Consider the following 16,279-nt stretch of genomic DNA (forward strand, 5'->3'; position numbering starts at 1 on the left):
GCCGTAAAACGATCGCGTCAAGCATTCTTGGGAAACCAGTGCACGTTTTGCCACGGCACTTCGATGTCTTGCAGTTCCCCAGGGCGAACGCTGATTTCAGGAGAAGTCAACACGGTGATGCGCTTTCCGTTGGTTTCAAACTCGAGATGCATCACGCCGCTAAATTCCGCTACCCAACAGCATCGCGCCGAAAAACGCAATCCGCCCACGGGAATCGGTGTTTTGGATGACGTGTCCCGTACGCGAAACGCTTCGGGACGAATGCCAACCACAAAATCACCCGAACAATCATTCGGCCAGGATTCGGTACGCGAAGCGGAGCAATCGAGGTCGGACAATTTGACTTGGTTGTCTTTCAAGGACGCGTCAAGCAAGTTGATTGGAGGCGAGCCGATCGACTTGGCGACGGAGACGCAGCAGGGATGGTGATAGATGTTGTGGGGTGTATCGACTTGAACGATCTCGCCCTGATCGATGACTGCAATCCGGTCCGCCATTCGCATCGCTTCGTTTCCATCGTGTGTCACATGGATCGTCGATGCCGGTTGGCTGTGATGGCATCGCAACAAGTCGTGTTGGAACTGATGGCGAACCGTTGCATCGAGCGCCGACAACGGTTCATCTAGCAAACGCACATCCGCTTGCCGGACAATGGATTTGGCCATGGCGGCGCGGCGAAGTTCGCCACCGCTGAGTTGGCTCGGAAGCCGGTCCAGCAGCGGTTTGATCTCGAGTATGGTTGCAGCTTGTTCGATTCGAGACTGCAATTCTCGCGAATCGATCTTTCGGTTTCGAGCTATCGACAAATTGTCTCGAATGCTGAGATGGGGATACAGACCGTCGTGCTGAAAGACCATCGACACATTTCGTTTCCTTGCGGGCAGGTCGGTCACGTCGACGTGGCCGAATCGCACTCGGCCACCATTGATAGGTTCAAGGCCCGCGATGGCTCGTAGCGTCGTCGTTTTGCCGCTGCCGCTCTCCCCAAGTAGCACAAGGTACTCGCCATCGCGAACCTCTAAATTTAGGTCTCGGAGAACCGCTTTGCCGTGGAAAGATTTCGAAACGTGATCAAGGTAAATCGCAGGCATGTGCTAAGGGGCTTTGTGGCAACAGCAAGGGTAAGCACGCACGGACAATGACGTGGCCAGTTTGCCGGTGCAGCGGTTCCGTTTGCGAAGGGATGCTGACGATCGATCAGGCCGCTCGGGACCACGGTTGTGACTCACGTTCATCCGATTGTAGCAGGGGCGACTGCAGTTCGGGAACGGACGGTCGAGAGAGGGGGACTTCCCATGTCATACCGAGCAACCGACCCAATCGCGTCCGTCGCACCATCACTTCGTAGCTCAGCACGCTCACGGTCACGCTCGTGGCGAATGCCATCGCCGTCTTGATCGTTGGGGGCGTGTCGGCCAACGTCAGTTTTAGATCCAAATGGGTAAGCCCAAGGATAGGGTGGTGTACCAGATAGATCCAAAACGAGGCTGCCGCCAAGTACTGGATCGGCAGCGATAGCTTTTGGAACGAACCACTCGCAGCGATCAAGAACAGCGTTGTTGACCAAGCACAAAGAACCGTGATCGCAGCCAAGAAACCCTTGGCCAATGCGTCGCCGCTGAACTGCAAATGCCAACGGCCCATGGTGACCGCCGTGACGAGCAACGCGACACTGGCAATGCCGAGTACCGGTGTTTTGCTCTGTATCCAAACTAAGCGAGGGTCTTTCGATGCGAGCAGCATGCCTCCTGCGAAGAAAGTCCCACTGTAGATCCACTTGCTCGGCACCGGAGCGAATGCATGCTGAAAACCCCACACCACTTCGGGGCGGAAAGCCAACACGACAAAGGCAACGAGAAACAACCCAATCGATACAAGGTGGGGTTGGGCGAGTGATCGTCGCAGCACAGTCGCTTTTCTGGATTGCGAAATTCCACGAAAAACGATGGCCGCGACCATGACGTACAAAAACAGATACAGCATGAACCATAAGTGGCTGAGGCCCCACAAATCTTGATCGATGACACCATCAAATTTCAAACTCTTGAGTTTGACGGGGGCCACGACTCCTTCGGCGACCCAAGCCAGGACCCAAGTGTAAAGTCCAATCGGCAGGACCACACAGACAGCGAACGCCAAGGGGACCAGCAGCCGTCGGGCACGACTGGAAACCAGGATCGAAGGGCCCTTTTTCGATAGCGTTTGCCAAGCCAAAAAGCCTGCCAAAACCAGAAAAATGGGCATGATGAACGATTCGATGCCCCAGAAAAGGCAGTCTAACAAGCCGCTGGTTCGGTCACGCACCGTCCACGCTAACCCCGGCATGGGATGTTGCAGGTACGGAACACAGGCGTGCAGGAGTACCACGGCGAGAGCCGAAAACGCACGTAACGCGTCGAAACCTGCGAAGTTCGGCTTCTCAGCTGGGCGAGTCGAAGGAGAGACGTTTCGTCGTAATGGCAGTGTTTCCATGGTGTTTTGGGGATTACCAAAACACGGCAATTTGTGGGAAGTCCAAATAGAAATCCGCTTGGCGGTTGCCGAGTGGGGGCAGGCAAGAGAGGAGAGAAAACTTTTTTTGGATTTTCTGTTTTGGGAGTGACCAGACTTGTCACTGGGGGCGCGAAGAATGGTCGTGTTGAGTGATTGATCGCTCAGCAGTGCTCGGCCTTGCCCATGAGCACTCAAACCATCCTCTTTGCACGGAAAACCAGTCCCATGACTCAATTGATGCTCTTCGACGCCCCCGCCTCGATCACTTGCCCAATCGTCACTCCGGCCGCAAAAGAAACCATCCAAGCATCAGTGCCGACGGTGAAAAGTCAGGCTGCAACCCCAAGCGAGCCCGATCGTGGGCTCAATCACATGGGCGATTTGGCTCGCTTGGTCTTGATGCGATACGACATGGTCGCTCGCCGTCGAGCCGCCCAGCGGCGATCCAAGTAGGACTACTTGGTTTGGCCTCTCAGTTCGTCAACCGCTTCAGCTTGCTTCGGTGCGGTTTTGACCTCCTTTGCCTTCGGCTCGGTCTTCTTTTGGGCTCGAAGCATCGAATAGGTCATGAGCGAACCGAGCAGGAATCCGGCCCCGGCGCTGGTCACGATCAACAGCGAAAGGGGCACATCTCGGCTGAAAAAGAACAGTTTGACTTCCGCCATGGCATTGTTTTGGACCGCGATCGCCAAAGCGACGATCACCCCGGCGAGTAACAAAAACCAGCGTATTTTCTGCCTCATCCGACACACTCTCCCAATCATTTTCCAAAAATGCTATCCATTCATGCTAGCAAATGATAGCATTGGTGCATGGCGTTTGGTGGCTTGCTCGGCAATTTGCCGCTCATGAGCAGCTGACCGATCCGCCGAAAACCATGGTAACGGTTGGGGCGATGGTAACGAGCATTTTGCCCTTGGTTTGGTTGTTTTTCTGACCCTGTCTGATTCCCGTTTTTTCGTTCAAGGATGCATTTGGTGACCGCTCAGCAAACGTTTGCATTCATGGAGGTTGCCGTCCCCATGCCGAAGCGGCCGGCTGCTTCGGCTGTAGCGGCCCCGGCGGTGGCCCCCTCGGCCCCAGCGGTCGCCGAAGCCCCAGTGGCAGCGGTCGCCCCAGCGGCAGCGAGTGAGTCTGCTGAAGAGCAAAGGCTCGAGTCTGCTAAAGAGCAAAGGCTCGATGTCCCGAACGATCGCCAGGCGATTCTCCGCCGCTTGCGGGCTCAAGCCGGATGCATCACCGCGGCAGATTCGAAAAACAAAAAGACCTTCTCAACGGGCAGTTCGGCGATCGACCAAAAATTACTTCGTGGTGGGCTTCGCATCGATGCGGTAACCGAATGGATTGCTGAATCTGACAGCAGCGGTGCCGCTGCGCTGGCGATGATCGTTGCGGCGAATTGTTTGCGAGTCCACTTGGGATCAGGGCCGTTGGTGATTGTGGATTCGAACAAGACCTTCTACCCGCCAGCGGCCGTTTCGCTTGGAATTCCGGTCGAGCGGATGATCTTGGTTCGGCCGCGATGTCACCGCGATTCGGTCTGGGCGATCGATCAAGCATTGCGGTGTGACGCGGTGGCAGCCGTTTGGGCGATGCTCGATGCGCGATTGGATGACCGAGATGCGAGACGCTTTCAGTTAGCGGCGGAGCAGGGCGAAACGACGGGATTGTTCGTTCGGCCCCGCGCGGTGCGTGGCCGACCGAGTTTTACCGACGTGCAATTTTCGGTTCAACGTGTGATCCCAAAACGAGAAACCGTTAAGCCCGCCATGGGGCATCCTTTGCAAGTCACGCTCGACCGCGGCCGCGGCGCCGAGCTTGGCAAAAGTGTTTGGCTGCAAATCGATGATCATGCTCGGCTGCACGAAGTGGCCGCTCCGCAAGAGAACCAATATGAAACGGCTGCTGTGCATCTGGCTTCCCAATTGGCCCATCCAAAGTCTGCGGTGGCGAGTTCAAGAGCGATCCGTCAAGCCGATCGAAAACGACGCGCGTAACGCTCCCTCGTCAATGGAGTGGAAACTCGCCGATGGGCCCACGTTGTTGTGGGCCGATGATCGGCGCCGCGGTCGTTTGGTCGTCGCTTGCTGTCGTCACGCGGCGATGATGGGAGTTCAGATCGCGATGCCGCTTGTTCAAGCCAAGCAACTGCTCCTTCACGATCCAAATCGGCCAGACGCAAACGTGTTGCCGCACGATCCGTTTGCTGACCAAACGCTATTGATGCGTTTGGCGACCGATCTTCAATCGGCCCTCAGCCCCAAGGTTGCTATCGAAACGTTGGCCGAGCACCCTTGGGCTGGTTTTCCACGTCACCAGCCGGAATCCTTGTTCTGTGATATCACCGGTGTCGAGCATTTGTTTGGTGGTGAATCGTCGTTGATCGATGCGGCGAGGACCAGGATGAACGAGCATTACGCCATCAACCTGCATGCGCGGATTGCTGCGGCGCCGAACATCGCCACGGCATGGGCACTCGCTCATTTCGGTGACCACGCGATCGAAGTGACGGAGGATCCTGAAACCGCACTGCGTCCCTTGCCAGTCGAATCGCTTCGCTTGATGCCGGCAACGGTGGGGACGCTCGGTCGATTGGGCATCGAGACGGTCAATCAACTGCTGCGTTTGCCACGCGGCGGATTGGCGACTCGGTTGGGGAAACCACTCGTCACTCGAATCAGCCAAGCGCTCGGTGAACTCGAAGAACCCATCACCGTTCATCATGACGATGCCGAATTGAGTTGCTCCGATACGCTCGAGTATCCGACGAGCGACCTGGGTATTTTACTCGATCGTATCGAACGACTGCTCGAAGAAATCAGGGTGGGGTTGGTGACACGCAAACATGGGGCACTTGGATTGCGATGTCACTTAAGTTTGGTGACTCCTCCGCCGCTCGAACTCCAGATCGGCTTGTTCGCACCCAGTCAAGATACGAAGCATCTTCTTTCGCTGCTTGAATCTCGACTCGAAACGCAGTCGCTGCCTTCCGATGTCGTCCGATTGACGATCTCGATTCCTTTGTCCGCGCCGATTCGCAGTGTCCAAGCTGGACTTTTCGAGCAGGAATCTGTGGGTGGATTGGATCGTGGGGCCGATTCACCTCAGTCGTTTGGTGGATCGGTGCTTTCACGAATGGTGGATTCACTGAGCGGCCGACTGGGCCGTGAATCGGTGTTGAAGGTCCGAATGGAACAGGATTCGGTACCCGAAAATTCTTATGTCGCCTATCCGATGACTGGTCCGTCACCGAGTCGGTCGCGTGCAAAGAGGGCAAAGCAAGTGGGGCGGGGCAACAGCGAGAACCGCGCTTCGCGAGACGACGGACAACATTTGCCCTCGAGACATGATGCGATGCGGCGTCCGTTAACCGTTTTTGATCGCCCCTATCCCCTTCTTTCCCTGAAGACCTCGACGCCACCACTTGGTGATGTGCCAGCGTTGGTTCGCTACCGCGGCCAAGCCTATCGGGTCATCCGCTGCTGGGGGCCCGAACGTATGGAAACCGGATGGTGGAACGGCCCGACGATCCGTCGCGATTACTACCGAGTCGAGACGGAGTCGGGTCAATGGTGGTGGATCTATCGAGACATGAAGGCGACCCAATCGGATCCAAACAAGCCGAAATGGATGCTCCATGGACTGTTCGCGTAAACGTCTTGATCTCGGGCACAGGTGCAAAGGGGCTAATTACGCGAGGGTCAATTCTTCCACCGGTTGAGGTGGGAACTGGAAGCGATCGTAACTGGCGCGAGCGATCATCACATTGGACTCACCAAATTGACGCTGGATGTCTGCAAAGACGCGGCGTGAGTACAAGCAGACTTCGAGCTTCTCTTCATGATCGAATGTGACGATCTTGGAATCCCGTTTTTCTGACATGCGAATCGTTAGCTCCAGGTGACTTGCAAGGAGTTTTTCGATTGAATCATGATTGCCCGATGCATAAACACCGTTGATGCCGAACTGGGCTCGCCGCGTCCTGGCAACCGTTTCGGAAACGGTCACGATGGCTAACCCATCATGTAGCACGCTGGTGAATCGAATGACCGGTTCGACCGCGTTGTCACTCACTTCGGCTAGCACTTTGTGGTCGCATCCAAATTGAAGTGCGATCGCCGGCACATTGTAGTCATCACTGGCGCGAACGTACGACGGATTGACAAAGCCAATCACGTCCAAACGCTCGACACAATCCATTGTGATGGAGCTGCAAGAATCATCCATTGCGGCCATAAAACAAGGGTCGACGTAATGGGTTGGCGCACAGTCCTCGGCGTCGTTCGCCATGGCCGCGAGTTGATCGGCCGAGGTGCGGTAGCTGAGCACCGGGCGAGTGGTCGGTTGAGTTGCCGAAGGGGGTGGTGGCAAGATGTTTTCAAGTGGTTGGCGTGCTCGGTGATGAAGGGCTGCACCGGCAAATGCGGACGTGCCCGTAGCTGCCAACAAGAACCCGATCACATGATGTATCGTGGTCCCGTCGGTTTGCCCGAAACCACCAAGGAAAACCATCTCATATCCGCCAACGACGAACAGGGTGAAGCCAACGATCAGGTACAGGATGCTGGTTTTTCGTCCCCCACGCCCCAGTCGAAGTGGAAAGCCGACCAGACCGAGGATAGCGGGAATTGGCATCAAGAACCAACCCAGCCAAGACATGGTTCCGCTGCCAAGTAGCAGCCATCCGAACACGATCGAGCCGAGGGAACATGCGAACAGACCAGCCGAGGACACTCGACTTGGTGGTCGATCCATCGGATCGATCAGGAATCGATCTCGCGCGGTCTCCTTTTGCTGCTTGATCTGATTGAGTTTTTCTAGCCAAGCGTTGGCATCTCGCTGCATCGCATCCGGGCTACCCAGCAATTGGATTGCTTGGCGAGTTTGCTCGCCATTGTCGATCGTAATGTAGCCACGGAGTTCGTTGTAATGGTCGATCTGATCGGCAGCCGTGGCAACCGCATTGCGGTTGCGTGGCAACGAAACGAGCTGCTCGGTCAAGCCGGCGTTCTTTGGGAACACTTTGATGGCAACCAGCGACTCGGCGACGAGATCTGCGATCTGAGACGTTCCGCCCTGTGCCGCAAGTTGTTGTTTTATCTCGGCGATTGTTTTCTGGATCTTTGCGGGATCGGCGGCGGTCGCCCCCGCTCCAATGCCCTCGAAACTCGATGCGATTCTCTCAAGCCGACTGGTTTTTTCCGTGCGGTCAAAATCAACGTTCGTGAGGTGAATGAATGCGTTATCGCCAATGCCCTCGTTCAGCAACGTCTGGTAATCCACAACACGCGGCGATGATTTCATCGCCAACGCTCGATGGAGATTGGAAACGGCGGAGGTTGACCCAAGCCATACTCCGAACAGGAGCAGCCCAAATCCAATAAGAACCGAGAAGCTGCCTCGCGAACGAGGTGGCTTGTTACGTTTGCGGTCGCGATGGCGAGACGGTTTTGGCATGATCGAACGGTTCCGATAACTCAGTAGGTCTGTACATGGGTTAAGTTGCGGTTGCAGTAAACCAATGAAAGCCTAGGTCATAGAATCGCGAGTCGATCAAGATCCGTGGCAGGCGAGGTAAAACGGGGGAACGGTTGTGAGGGTCATGCCGCAGGGTGCAACGGTAGGTCGTGCGAGCTACCGCTACCGTGAACCCGCCGTCGCTATTGCTTTGGCAGATCGGCCTGCGCCGCTTTTTCCAATAATTCCAATTGGCGAAGCATTGGAGGCGAATGAGGCATCAACTGAACCGCTTTGACTTGCGTTGCATAGGCGTTCTGAAAATCGCCAACGGCGTAATAGCATCGCGCCAGGGTATCGAGTTGTGCAGGCTCGTTTGGCAACAGCTCCAGCGAGCGTCTACTGTAACGAAGCGCACGAGCATAGTCTCCTTGGGTGTTGCTAACCAACCATGCGTATTGATTCAATAAATCCGCCAGGGAACCGCCCATCCCAAAGAACTGGCCAGGCCGCCTTAGTTGCGTTTCCCGCTCGTCGATCAATTTTTGTGTATCGCGGGTGCTCATCTTGATCAACGTCTCGGTTTGTTGAGTCCACTGGGGATCGTCTTGTTCGAGCCGATACATGTCAATCAGAATGTCGATGTTGGTTGGATCGATCCGCAACGCCTTTTCAAGCATGGGTTTTGCTTGCTCGATCTCACCTTGTTCTATTTTCGCCAAGGCTCCATGCCAGTGGATCATGCTGCGCATGGCATCCAGGTTGCGATGTTGGAAGTTCAATTGATTCCTGAATTGATCATCGCTGCTGATTCGGTTGACCAGAGGCGTTAAGACATCCACCACCTGTTGATGCTGCAGCAGATCGCCGAGCATTTGCGCCAGCGAGATTCTCGCGCTTGTGGATGGCATCGAAACGATGTCGAGTCGGTCGATGATCATTCGATACTCGGCTTCGGCCCAATCAAACAGACCGCGGGATTGTAGGTGATCTGCAATCTCACGATGGGATTGGGCTCTTTCCGCAAGGTCGTTCGGCGACCACTTTTCTTGTGTTTCGAGATCGCTCGGTATTGGCTGTGTACCGAGTGCCCGCACCGCGAGCGCTTCGCCGCCCTCGGGATCGTGGCTCGCATTCAACGCTTCCGCAGCGGAGTAGAGAAGCATCGGTTGGGCATCGAATAGCTGGGTGTGTCGGTTTCGCAGTTCAAGCACAGTGGAATACAGGCCGGTCTTGATCGCCCACCGACATGCTTCACTGAGTTCACGCGTGGTCGGAGTTACCAGATCCAAATGCTTTTCAACCAATTGCTGGGCATCGTCGGTTTGCCCGCGAAGCCAAGCTTGATTCGCACAGACGCGAACCAACTCTAAAATCGATGGTCGTGTCGTCTGGACGGCAGAGGCGGTGTCGAGTTGTTGGCGTTGCTGGTCGATGAGTTTGTCCCAACGCTTGGCATCAACAACGCCGGTCTTCAAGTCGTCCGCGTACGCCGCCAGCCAAATGACCGGAGCGCGGTCTCCTTGCCCCAGACCCAATTGAATTTGTTCCACGCGGTGGGCTGTCTCGTCCTCGGCAATCGTTTGCCGCATCAGCGAGAGGGCAGCGACACGACTCAGGGCCAGCGAGGTTTCAAAACGGGTCAGTCGAACGAGTGCGGCCAAGCCTTCGTGTTTTGGCAATTCGGCCAGCATCGCGATCCGAGCGCGGCGTTCGTCCTCGGTTTGGGCACCATACTCGTGCAAAATCTCGCGAACTTGCTCGGGATCGGTTTCCTTGGACCAGCTCACCAACAAACTGCTGACCAGGTGCCGCGCCGTCATCGCGATTTCGCTATCTGGGTGGTATTGTGCCGCATGGAGCTCATCGAACGCCTCAAGGCCCATTCGTTGAAGTGACTCCCGGGCACGCAGACGGGTGGCGTAGCTCTGACTGCCAAGCTGTTCGATCAGCGTGTCGGCAGTCGTGCCTAATGCGTCCAGCGAACCTCCCGTTTCACAAACCCCGATCTTCGCGGTTCCCGTTTCCAGCGCCACCACGATCAGGATCAGCGGCAGTAAGCCCCGCAAATTCGCCGGTCGAAGCAAGGCGGCAAAGCGTTCCGAGCCTGTCAACATGAAAAAACGCACTGAATCTCCGGGGGAATCGGGACAACGCGGTGGCATCGCCGAGTTTGCGACCGCCTCATTCTAGGGTCTTTTTCCACTTATTGCCAAGGATCGAGCCCGATTTCTGCCAAGGTTCTGATGGCGGCGAACGAATGGAATCGAAGTTCCGTAGTTGACGTAAAATCGCTACCATGCCAGTCCCGAGCGTGCCGTTTCGCTCGATTCCGTTTTTTTCACCGCTACGACCAGGCCAACATGAGCCGAAAAAATACTTCTGAATCGAATTCCACCCAAGGAGCGGTTTCGGCAGATGCCGACGCCCAAGCCAGCCCCGCTCAGGCTCGGGCCGCATCGTTTCGCACTGCGGCGCAACGGGAAACGGTGGAAGCCTTCGTCGTCGCATTTATTCTGGCACTTCTTTTTCGAGCGTTTTTGGCCGAAGCCTTCGTCATCCCCACCGGTTCGATGGCCCCGACGTTGATGGGGGCCCATAAAGATGTCGACTGCGACCGCTGTGGAACTCCTTTCCAGGTGGGTGCCAGTCTCGAACGCCGCGGACCGGTGACCGACAACGCGGTGGTGGCCGGAATCTGCCCCAATTGTCGGCACGTCAATCCCATGGACTTGGCGGGAAATCCTAATCACAGCACGTTCAACGGCGACCGGATTCTGGTCAGTAAGTTCGCCTACACGATCAGTGATCCGAAGCGATGGGATGTGATCGTGTTTAAGTTTCCTGGAAACCCCAAGCAGAATTACATCAAACGGTTGGTGGGTTTGCCGAACGAAACTTTGACGATCGATCACGGTGATGTTTTCACCAAGCCGACCGGAAGCGAAGCGGTGCGAGAAATCGTTCGAAAACCTGCCAAGACGCTTTTGTCGATGCGGCATTTGGTATACGACACCGATTATCAATCCGCGGAGTTGATCAAGGCGAACTACCCAAGTCGCTGGCAGCCATGGGTTGAAAGCGCGACTTCGCCGCCAAGCGATTCTTGGCAGATTGATCGAACGAATGAAGGGATGTCAGCGTCACTGCAAACCCGTTCGGCGGACGAGACCCATTGGCTTCGATACTTCCACCGTTGGCCAAGCGAACAACAATGGGAAATGGCGGACCAGGGGGCTTCGCTGGCCGACGTTGATCCTTACTCGAGTCGTTTGATTACCGATTTTTATGCCTACGATTCTTACGTGCACGTTCGATCCGACCAACTCTTCGACGAAAAACCGTCCGCCATACGGGGTGGCTCGCGATTGACTCGGATGTTCAACAGCGGCTATTCCGCGGGCACGCTGAAACCGGGTTTTCAATCAGGCTCGGGGCCCGAGCAGTTCAACGGGCGAGCCGAGTTTGGTTCGCAAGGTCTGTCACGCGATGGAATTCACTGGGTTGGCGACCTAATCGTCGAAGCGGATGTGGAAACGTCCAAAGACGCGCAAGCCTTGGAGTTGCAGATCGTTGAGTCTGGGGTGAAGTACCAATGCCAAATCGATCTCGCCAGCGGTATCGCCACTTTGTCGATTCGAGACGGGCAGGACCGGCCGTTTGATTCGGATTCGGAAACACCGAATCTGCACCCTCAGGCCGAAACCACGGTCAGGGCGGGCACACAGCATACGGTGCGAATGAGCAATTGTGACGATCAGATTTTGCTGTGGGTCGATGAGGACTTGGTGTCGTTTGATCAACCGACCCAGTTTGATTCGCGACGATTTCTTAGCGACGAGAATGACTACCCTCACTTTGCCGTCGGCGACCCGATGGATGCCAGCCCCGTTGCCATTGGAGTCCGAGGCGGATCCGGTACCCTTCGTCATTTGCGACTCGATCGTGACAAATATTACATCGCAACCAAAGACAGCTCGACAGGCATGTTCGACTACGACATGCGTCAAGTCTGGGAAGTCGCGGGACGCTCGGTAACGTACCCCGATGTTCAAGCCATGTTTGGCGAGCCAGAAAGCTGGTCGGAATTGCCGATCTGGAAAGCTCGCCGATCGGTCACCTTTGAATTGCAGGAAGATCAATTTTTTCCGATGGGGGACAACAGTCCCGAGAGCCTCGATGCGAGATGTTGGGCGGGGACGAAAGTGCGTTTTGGGATGCCTGAGGAAGCCGATCGATGGTCCGATGCCTCCTATGTGCCGCGTGATTTGTTGGTTGGGAAAGCCTTGTTGGTGTTCTGGCCTCACTCTTGGAATTCCCCTGTTCCGTTTACTCCCAATCTTCGCCAGATGAAGTTGATTCGTTGATTTGCCCCGCTTGCCCCGTAGCGGGCAAGAAGATCCCCCCAGACCAAAGAGCAAAAAGCATGGATGCGAGTCCCGAAAGACAACCGATTTTGCAGGCGGTTGATTTACAAAAGACCTACGGACGACGACGAGTCGTTGATGGGGTCAACCTCCATGTCGACGAAGCCGAAATCGTCGGATTGCTGGGCCCGAATGGGGCCGGAAAATCAACAAGTTTTCGGATGATCTGTGGCATGATCCAACCGGATCGTGGACGAGTTTACTTGGAGGGTCAGGACGTTACCGATTGGCCGATGTTCCGCCGCGCTCGTGATGGACATATGGGCTATCTGCCTCAAGAACCAAGCGTTTTCAAAAAATTGACAGTGGAGCAGAACATCTCGGCACTCTTGGAGTTGCTGGGAATGGACCGAGCGGCGCGAAAAACTCGCACGCAGCAGTTGCTTGAGGAGTTCAATATAACGCACATCCGTAAAAGTCGGGCGGCGGGGCTGAGCGGTGGTGAACGAAGACGCTTGGAAATTGCACGTTGTCTCGTTTCCGATCCGCGAATTGTGATGCTGGACGAACCGTTTGCGGGCATCGATCCGATCACGGTGCAGTCGATTCAAGGCGTGATCAAACAACTTCGAGATAGCGGTATCAGCGTGCTGATTACCGATCATGCGGCGCGTGAAATTTTGGGTACCGTCGATCGCTGCTATGTGATCTATCAGGGCCAGGTGCTGATCGATGGGAGTCCCGAAGAGGTGAAGGAGCATCCAAAGGTTCGCGAAGAATACCTCGGAGACTTGGACGGTGCGGCGCAAACAACGGTGCAGCGATCCGAAGCCGCTGGCCGGCCAAGCGGACACATCCCGCGCCCTCATTTTCGGGAATCCAACTCACCCGCCCGAAAACCAGCCCGCCGAGTCACCGATGTCTGAATCCGCCACCAGCCGAACGGATAGCGAAACGACCGTCGCGGAGCTCAAAGCCGTCGTCGAGCAATTCGTGAGCGATCGGGATTGGCACCCCTTTCACAATCCCAAGAATCTGTCGATGTCGCTGGCCATCGAAGCAGGCGAATTGATGGAACACTTCCAATGGTTGACACTGCCCGAGTCGGCCGAGGTGCAATCCGATCCCCAACGAAAACATGCTGTTGGCGAGGAATTGGCTGATTGTTTGGCGTATGTGATCGCGATTGCCAATGCGATGGAGATCGACTTGGCGACCACCTTGAAAGCCAAGATGATCCGCAACGCTGAAAAATACCCGACGTAAACGAAGTTACATCGCTTTTTTCATGGACATTTCCATGTCTTTGAATAATTGTTCGGCACTTTCGTCAAAGATTCGACCGATCAGCAAATCGGTGACGCGGCCGCGATGTTCGGGGTGCTCCTTCATAAACCGACCGATACTGAATTCCTTGCTGTAGAATGCGTGCACCAATTTGCGGACCCATTGAGCCCCTTCGAGAAACTCATCGGTCCACGAACCGAGTTGCCTGGCGCTGAGGTCGTTGCTCTGGAATCCAGCCACAACCGCATCCGCAGCTCGAATGCCCATTTCCAAAGCAAAGTAGACACCGGACGAATAAACCGGGTCGATAAATCCAAACGCATCTCCGACAAGCACCCAACCGTTCCCTGCGTTTTGCGACGTCGAGTACGAGAATTCCTTTGCCGTGCGAATCTCGCCTAACCGCTTCGCGTGCTCGAGTCGCGGCCTCAACCCAGGACAGAGGTCCAATTGCTCAAAAAAGACCTGCTCCGGTTTCCCGCCACCCTTGAGCAGATCGTCCGTATCGCCGACACAACCAATGCTGGTGATTCCGCGTGAAAGCGGGATAAACCAGAACCAAGCATCTTTGTTCTCTGTATTGAGAATGATGGTCGCGCCTTCGTTGTCACCCTCGCCACGGACGGCGCCGCGGTAGTAGGTCCAAATCGCAACCTTGCGGAGTTCCGCATCGAACTGTTTGAGTCCGAGTTTGTTGGCGAGAAAGGATTGTTGCCCCGTCCCGTCAATCACGACTCGACAATCGATTTCACGCTGAATTCCGTCACCATCACGAACCACCACTCCGGTCACCCGGTCATCCGCGTCGAAGCGGACGTCGACCCATCGGGTCCGATCGTAGCAATCCGCTCCCAATTCCTCGGCTCGATCGAACAGCATCTTGTCAAATTCGCTGCGTTCGACTTGCCAGGTGCTGCTGCAGGGCCGGTCGTCATGATTTCGAAAAAAGAACGGCTCCGACTCCGTGCCGCGGTGGGTGACGAATTGAACGCTCTTCTTTGATTGAAATCCCGCTTGACGCATGCGCTCGTTGATTCCCAAGCGTTCGAACGCCCAGTAGGTTTCGGGCATCAACGATTCGCCGACGTGGAAACGAGGCATCGGATCCCGTTCAATCAGCAGCGTCTCAAGGCCCGCTTGGGCGACGATCGATGCAGCGGAACCGCCAGCCGGCCCGCCGCCGATCACAACGCAATCGTAACTGGATTTCATGATTGACTCAGACTTGGAAAAACCTGGAATGGACGACACGTTTCGGTAAATGCCCCCCTTCATGAGTGATCCTAAACGGGTCGAAGAAGGCTGGCATTTTCGAGGCGTGCTGATTCTACATGCTGCGTTACTATAGCGGCACGGGCAAGCGGTATGGGCAAGCGGCACGGGGTCGGTTACGACCGTCGACGTTTTCGGCCCGTCGGGGCGAAACGTTTTCGAATGGCTGCGACGGCTTCGATCAAACGGTCGGCTTCCTCAAACGTATTGTAAAAATAGAAACTCGCTCGCGTTGACGCGGCGATGCCAATCGATTCGTGGAGCGGCATGGTGCAGTGATGTCCTGCCCGCACTGCGATTCCGTAACCGTCCAAGCTTTGAGCTAGATCGTGGGCGTGGACGTGATCGACCACGAAGCTGACGATTCCCGCCTTTTTTTCTGGCGTTGGACCAATCACACGGACACCTTCGATTTCGCGGAGTCGACGATCCGCATAGCCCCCGAGTTCGCATTCATAGCGGTGGATCGCATCGAGCCCGATTGCGGACACGTACTCGGTGGCCGTGCAGAGCCCGACGGCTTCGGCGATCGGTGGTGTTCCAGCTTCGAACTTATCGGGTAAGGCGGCGGAGGTGAATCCGGCGGTGGTGACCTTGTTGATCATACCGCCACCGCCGAGGAAAGCAGGCATCGAATCGAGCAAATCGGTCTTGCCATACAACACGCCGATCCCGGTGGGTCCGCAAACCTTGTGACCGCTGAAGGCCAAGAAGTCGACACCCCATGCTTGAACATCGGTCGGCAAGTGTGGCGCTGATTGCGCGGCGTCGACCAACACGGTCGCGCCCGCGGCCTGTGCCCATTGGGTCCACCGCTGGACGGGAAATTCCGTACCCAACGTGTTGCTGGCCGCCGTGAACGCAAACAGTCGTGGTTTCAAGCGATCGAGATGCTCGATGACCACCTCGTCGGGGATCTCAAATTGATCGTTGATCGGAAGGAACTCGATCCGGCATCCCGTTCGCTCGGCCAACTGGTGCCAGGGGACAATGTTAGCGTGATGTTCCGCGATGGTCAGCAGAATGGTGTCGGATGAGGACAGGTTGACATCGCCCCACGTTCGGGCGACCGTGTTGATTGCAGCGGTGCATCCTGCGGTGAAAATAACCTGCTTGTCCTCAGCCGCATTGAGGAAACGAGCGACACCTCGGCGTGCTTGCTCGTAGAGATCGGTCGATTCTTCGCTGAGGGTATGGATGCCGCGATGAACGTTTGCGTAGCAATTCTCGTAGAACTGCGACATCGATTTGACGACCGCAGTCGGCCGCTGGCTGCTGGCGGCATTATCAAGAAACGCTAGCGGCCGATCTCCGTTGACCTTTCGAGTCAGAATCGGGAAATCGCGGCGATAACGATCCACATCAAACACAGACGAAACGGCTGGATTGGGGGCGTTCATGGG

At 55.9% G+C, this 16,279-nt stretch carries 13 protein-coding genes; 6 read left to right on the forward strand and 7 right to left on the reverse strand.

Annotated elements, in window-relative coordinates:
* Window positions 1-17: 17 nt before the first annotated feature.
* Together Poly41_RS19925 and Poly41_RS19930 are read right to left on the reverse strand one after the other, a co-directional pair.
* A complete protein-coding gene (locus Poly41_RS19925) occupies window positions 18-1,091 on the reverse strand; it encodes an ABC transporter ATP-binding protein (RefSeq protein ID WP_146528482.1) in 1,074 nt (357 codons plus the stop codon).
* A 106-nt stretch (window positions 1,092-1,197) separates the two neighbouring features.
* Window positions 1,198-2,472 carry an acyltransferase family protein gene (locus Poly41_RS19930; protein WP_146528483.1) on the reverse strand — a complete coding sequence of 425 codons (1,275 nt, stop codon included), beginning with the start codon at window positions 2,470-2,472 and terminating at the stop codon, window positions 1,198-1,200.
* A gap of 246 nt (window positions 2,473-2,718) precedes the next feature.
* Between Poly41_RS19930 and Poly41_RS19935 the strand changes: the two genes are divergently transcribed.
* On the forward strand, window positions 2,719-2,946 hold the full coding sequence (locus tag Poly41_RS19935; RefSeq protein ID WP_146528484.1) for a hypothetical protein: 228 nt from the start codon (window positions 2,719-2,721) through the stop codon (window positions 2,944-2,946).
* A 2-nt stretch (window positions 2,947-2,948) separates the two neighbouring features.
* On the opposite strand, the gene Poly41_RS19940 is transcribed toward Poly41_RS19935, so the two are convergent.
* Window positions 2,949-3,236, reverse strand: a complete 288-nt coding sequence (locus tag Poly41_RS19940) for a lipopolysaccharide assembly protein LapA domain-containing protein (RefSeq protein ID WP_197231468.1) — start codon at window positions 3,234-3,236, stop codon at window positions 2,949-2,951.
* Window positions 3,237-3,470: 234 nt separating this feature from the next.
* Between Poly41_RS19940 and Poly41_RS19945 the strand changes: the two genes are divergently transcribed.
* Window positions 3,471-4,490, forward strand: a complete 1,020-nt coding sequence (locus Poly41_RS19945; protein WP_197231469.1) for an ImuA family protein — start codon at window positions 3,471-3,473, stop codon at window positions 4,488-4,490.
* Window positions 4,387-6,147 carry a DNA polymerase Y family protein gene (locus Poly41_RS19950; protein ID WP_197231470.1) on the forward strand — a complete coding sequence of 587 codons (1,761 nt, stop codon included), beginning with the start codon at window positions 4,387-4,389 and terminating at the stop codon, window positions 6,145-6,147. The genes Poly41_RS19945 and Poly41_RS19950 overlap by 104 nt, the downstream gene beginning before the upstream one ends.
* Before the next feature lie 36 nt (window positions 6,148-6,183).
* Here the strand turns inward: Poly41_RS19950 and Poly41_RS19955 are convergent, their stop codons facing one another.
* On the reverse strand, window positions 6,184-7,797 hold the full coding sequence (locus Poly41_RS19955; RefSeq protein WP_146528488.1) for a cytochrome b family protein: 1,614 nt from the start codon (window positions 7,795-7,797) through the stop codon (window positions 6,184-6,186).
* A 356-nt stretch (window positions 7,798-8,153) separates the two neighbouring features.
* On the reverse strand, window positions 8,154-10,067 hold the full coding sequence (locus Poly41_RS19960) for a tetratricopeptide repeat protein (RefSeq protein ID WP_197231471.1): 1,914 nt from the start codon (window positions 10,065-10,067) through the stop codon (window positions 8,154-8,156).
* A gap of 246 nt (window positions 10,068-10,313) precedes the next feature.
* Here Poly41_RS19960 and lepB point away from each other — a divergent pair, with 246 nt between their 5' ends.
* Genes lepB through Poly41_RS19975 form a run of 3 tightly spaced genes read left to right on the forward strand, consistent with a single transcriptional unit; the run spans window position 10,314 to window position 13,583 of the window.
* Window positions 10,314-12,317 carry a signal peptidase I gene (gene lepB / locus Poly41_RS19965; protein ID WP_146528490.1) on the forward strand — a complete coding sequence of 668 codons (2,004 nt, stop codon included), beginning with the start codon at window positions 10,314-10,316 and terminating at the stop codon, window positions 12,315-12,317.
* A gap of 59 nt (window positions 12,318-12,376) precedes the next feature.
* Window positions 12,377-13,243, forward strand: a complete 867-nt coding sequence (gene lptB / locus Poly41_RS19970) for an LPS export ABC transporter ATP-binding protein (protein WP_146528491.1) — start codon at window positions 12,377-12,379, stop codon at window positions 13,241-13,243.
* A complete protein-coding gene (locus Poly41_RS19975) occupies window positions 13,236-13,583 on the forward strand; it encodes a nucleotide pyrophosphohydrolase (protein ID WP_146528492.1) in 348 nt (115 codons plus the stop codon). Before lptB ends, Poly41_RS19975 begins: the two co-directional genes overlap by 8 nt.
* A 6-nt stretch (window positions 13,584-13,589) precedes the next feature.
* Here Poly41_RS19975 and Poly41_RS19980 read toward each other — a convergent pair whose 3' ends face one another.
* Window positions 13,590-14,816, reverse strand: coding sequence for an NAD(P)/FAD-dependent oxidoreductase (locus tag Poly41_RS19980; protein ID WP_146528493.1), 1,227 nt, complete (start codon window positions 14,814-14,816; stop codon window positions 13,590-13,592).
* 176 nt (window positions 14,817-14,992) lie between these two features.
* Complete coding sequence (locus Poly41_RS19985) at window positions 14,993-16,276, reverse strand: SufS family cysteine desulfurase (RefSeq protein ID WP_146528494.1); 1,284 nt, start codon at window positions 16,274-16,276, stop codon at window positions 14,993-14,995.
* Window positions 16,277-16,279: the final 3 nt, after the last annotated feature.

Origin of the sequence: Novipirellula artificiosorum (genome assembly GCF_007860135.1) — a bacterium.
GTDB lineage: Bacteria > Planctomycetota > Planctomycetia > Pirellulales > Pirellulaceae > Novipirellula_A > Novipirellula_A artificiosorum.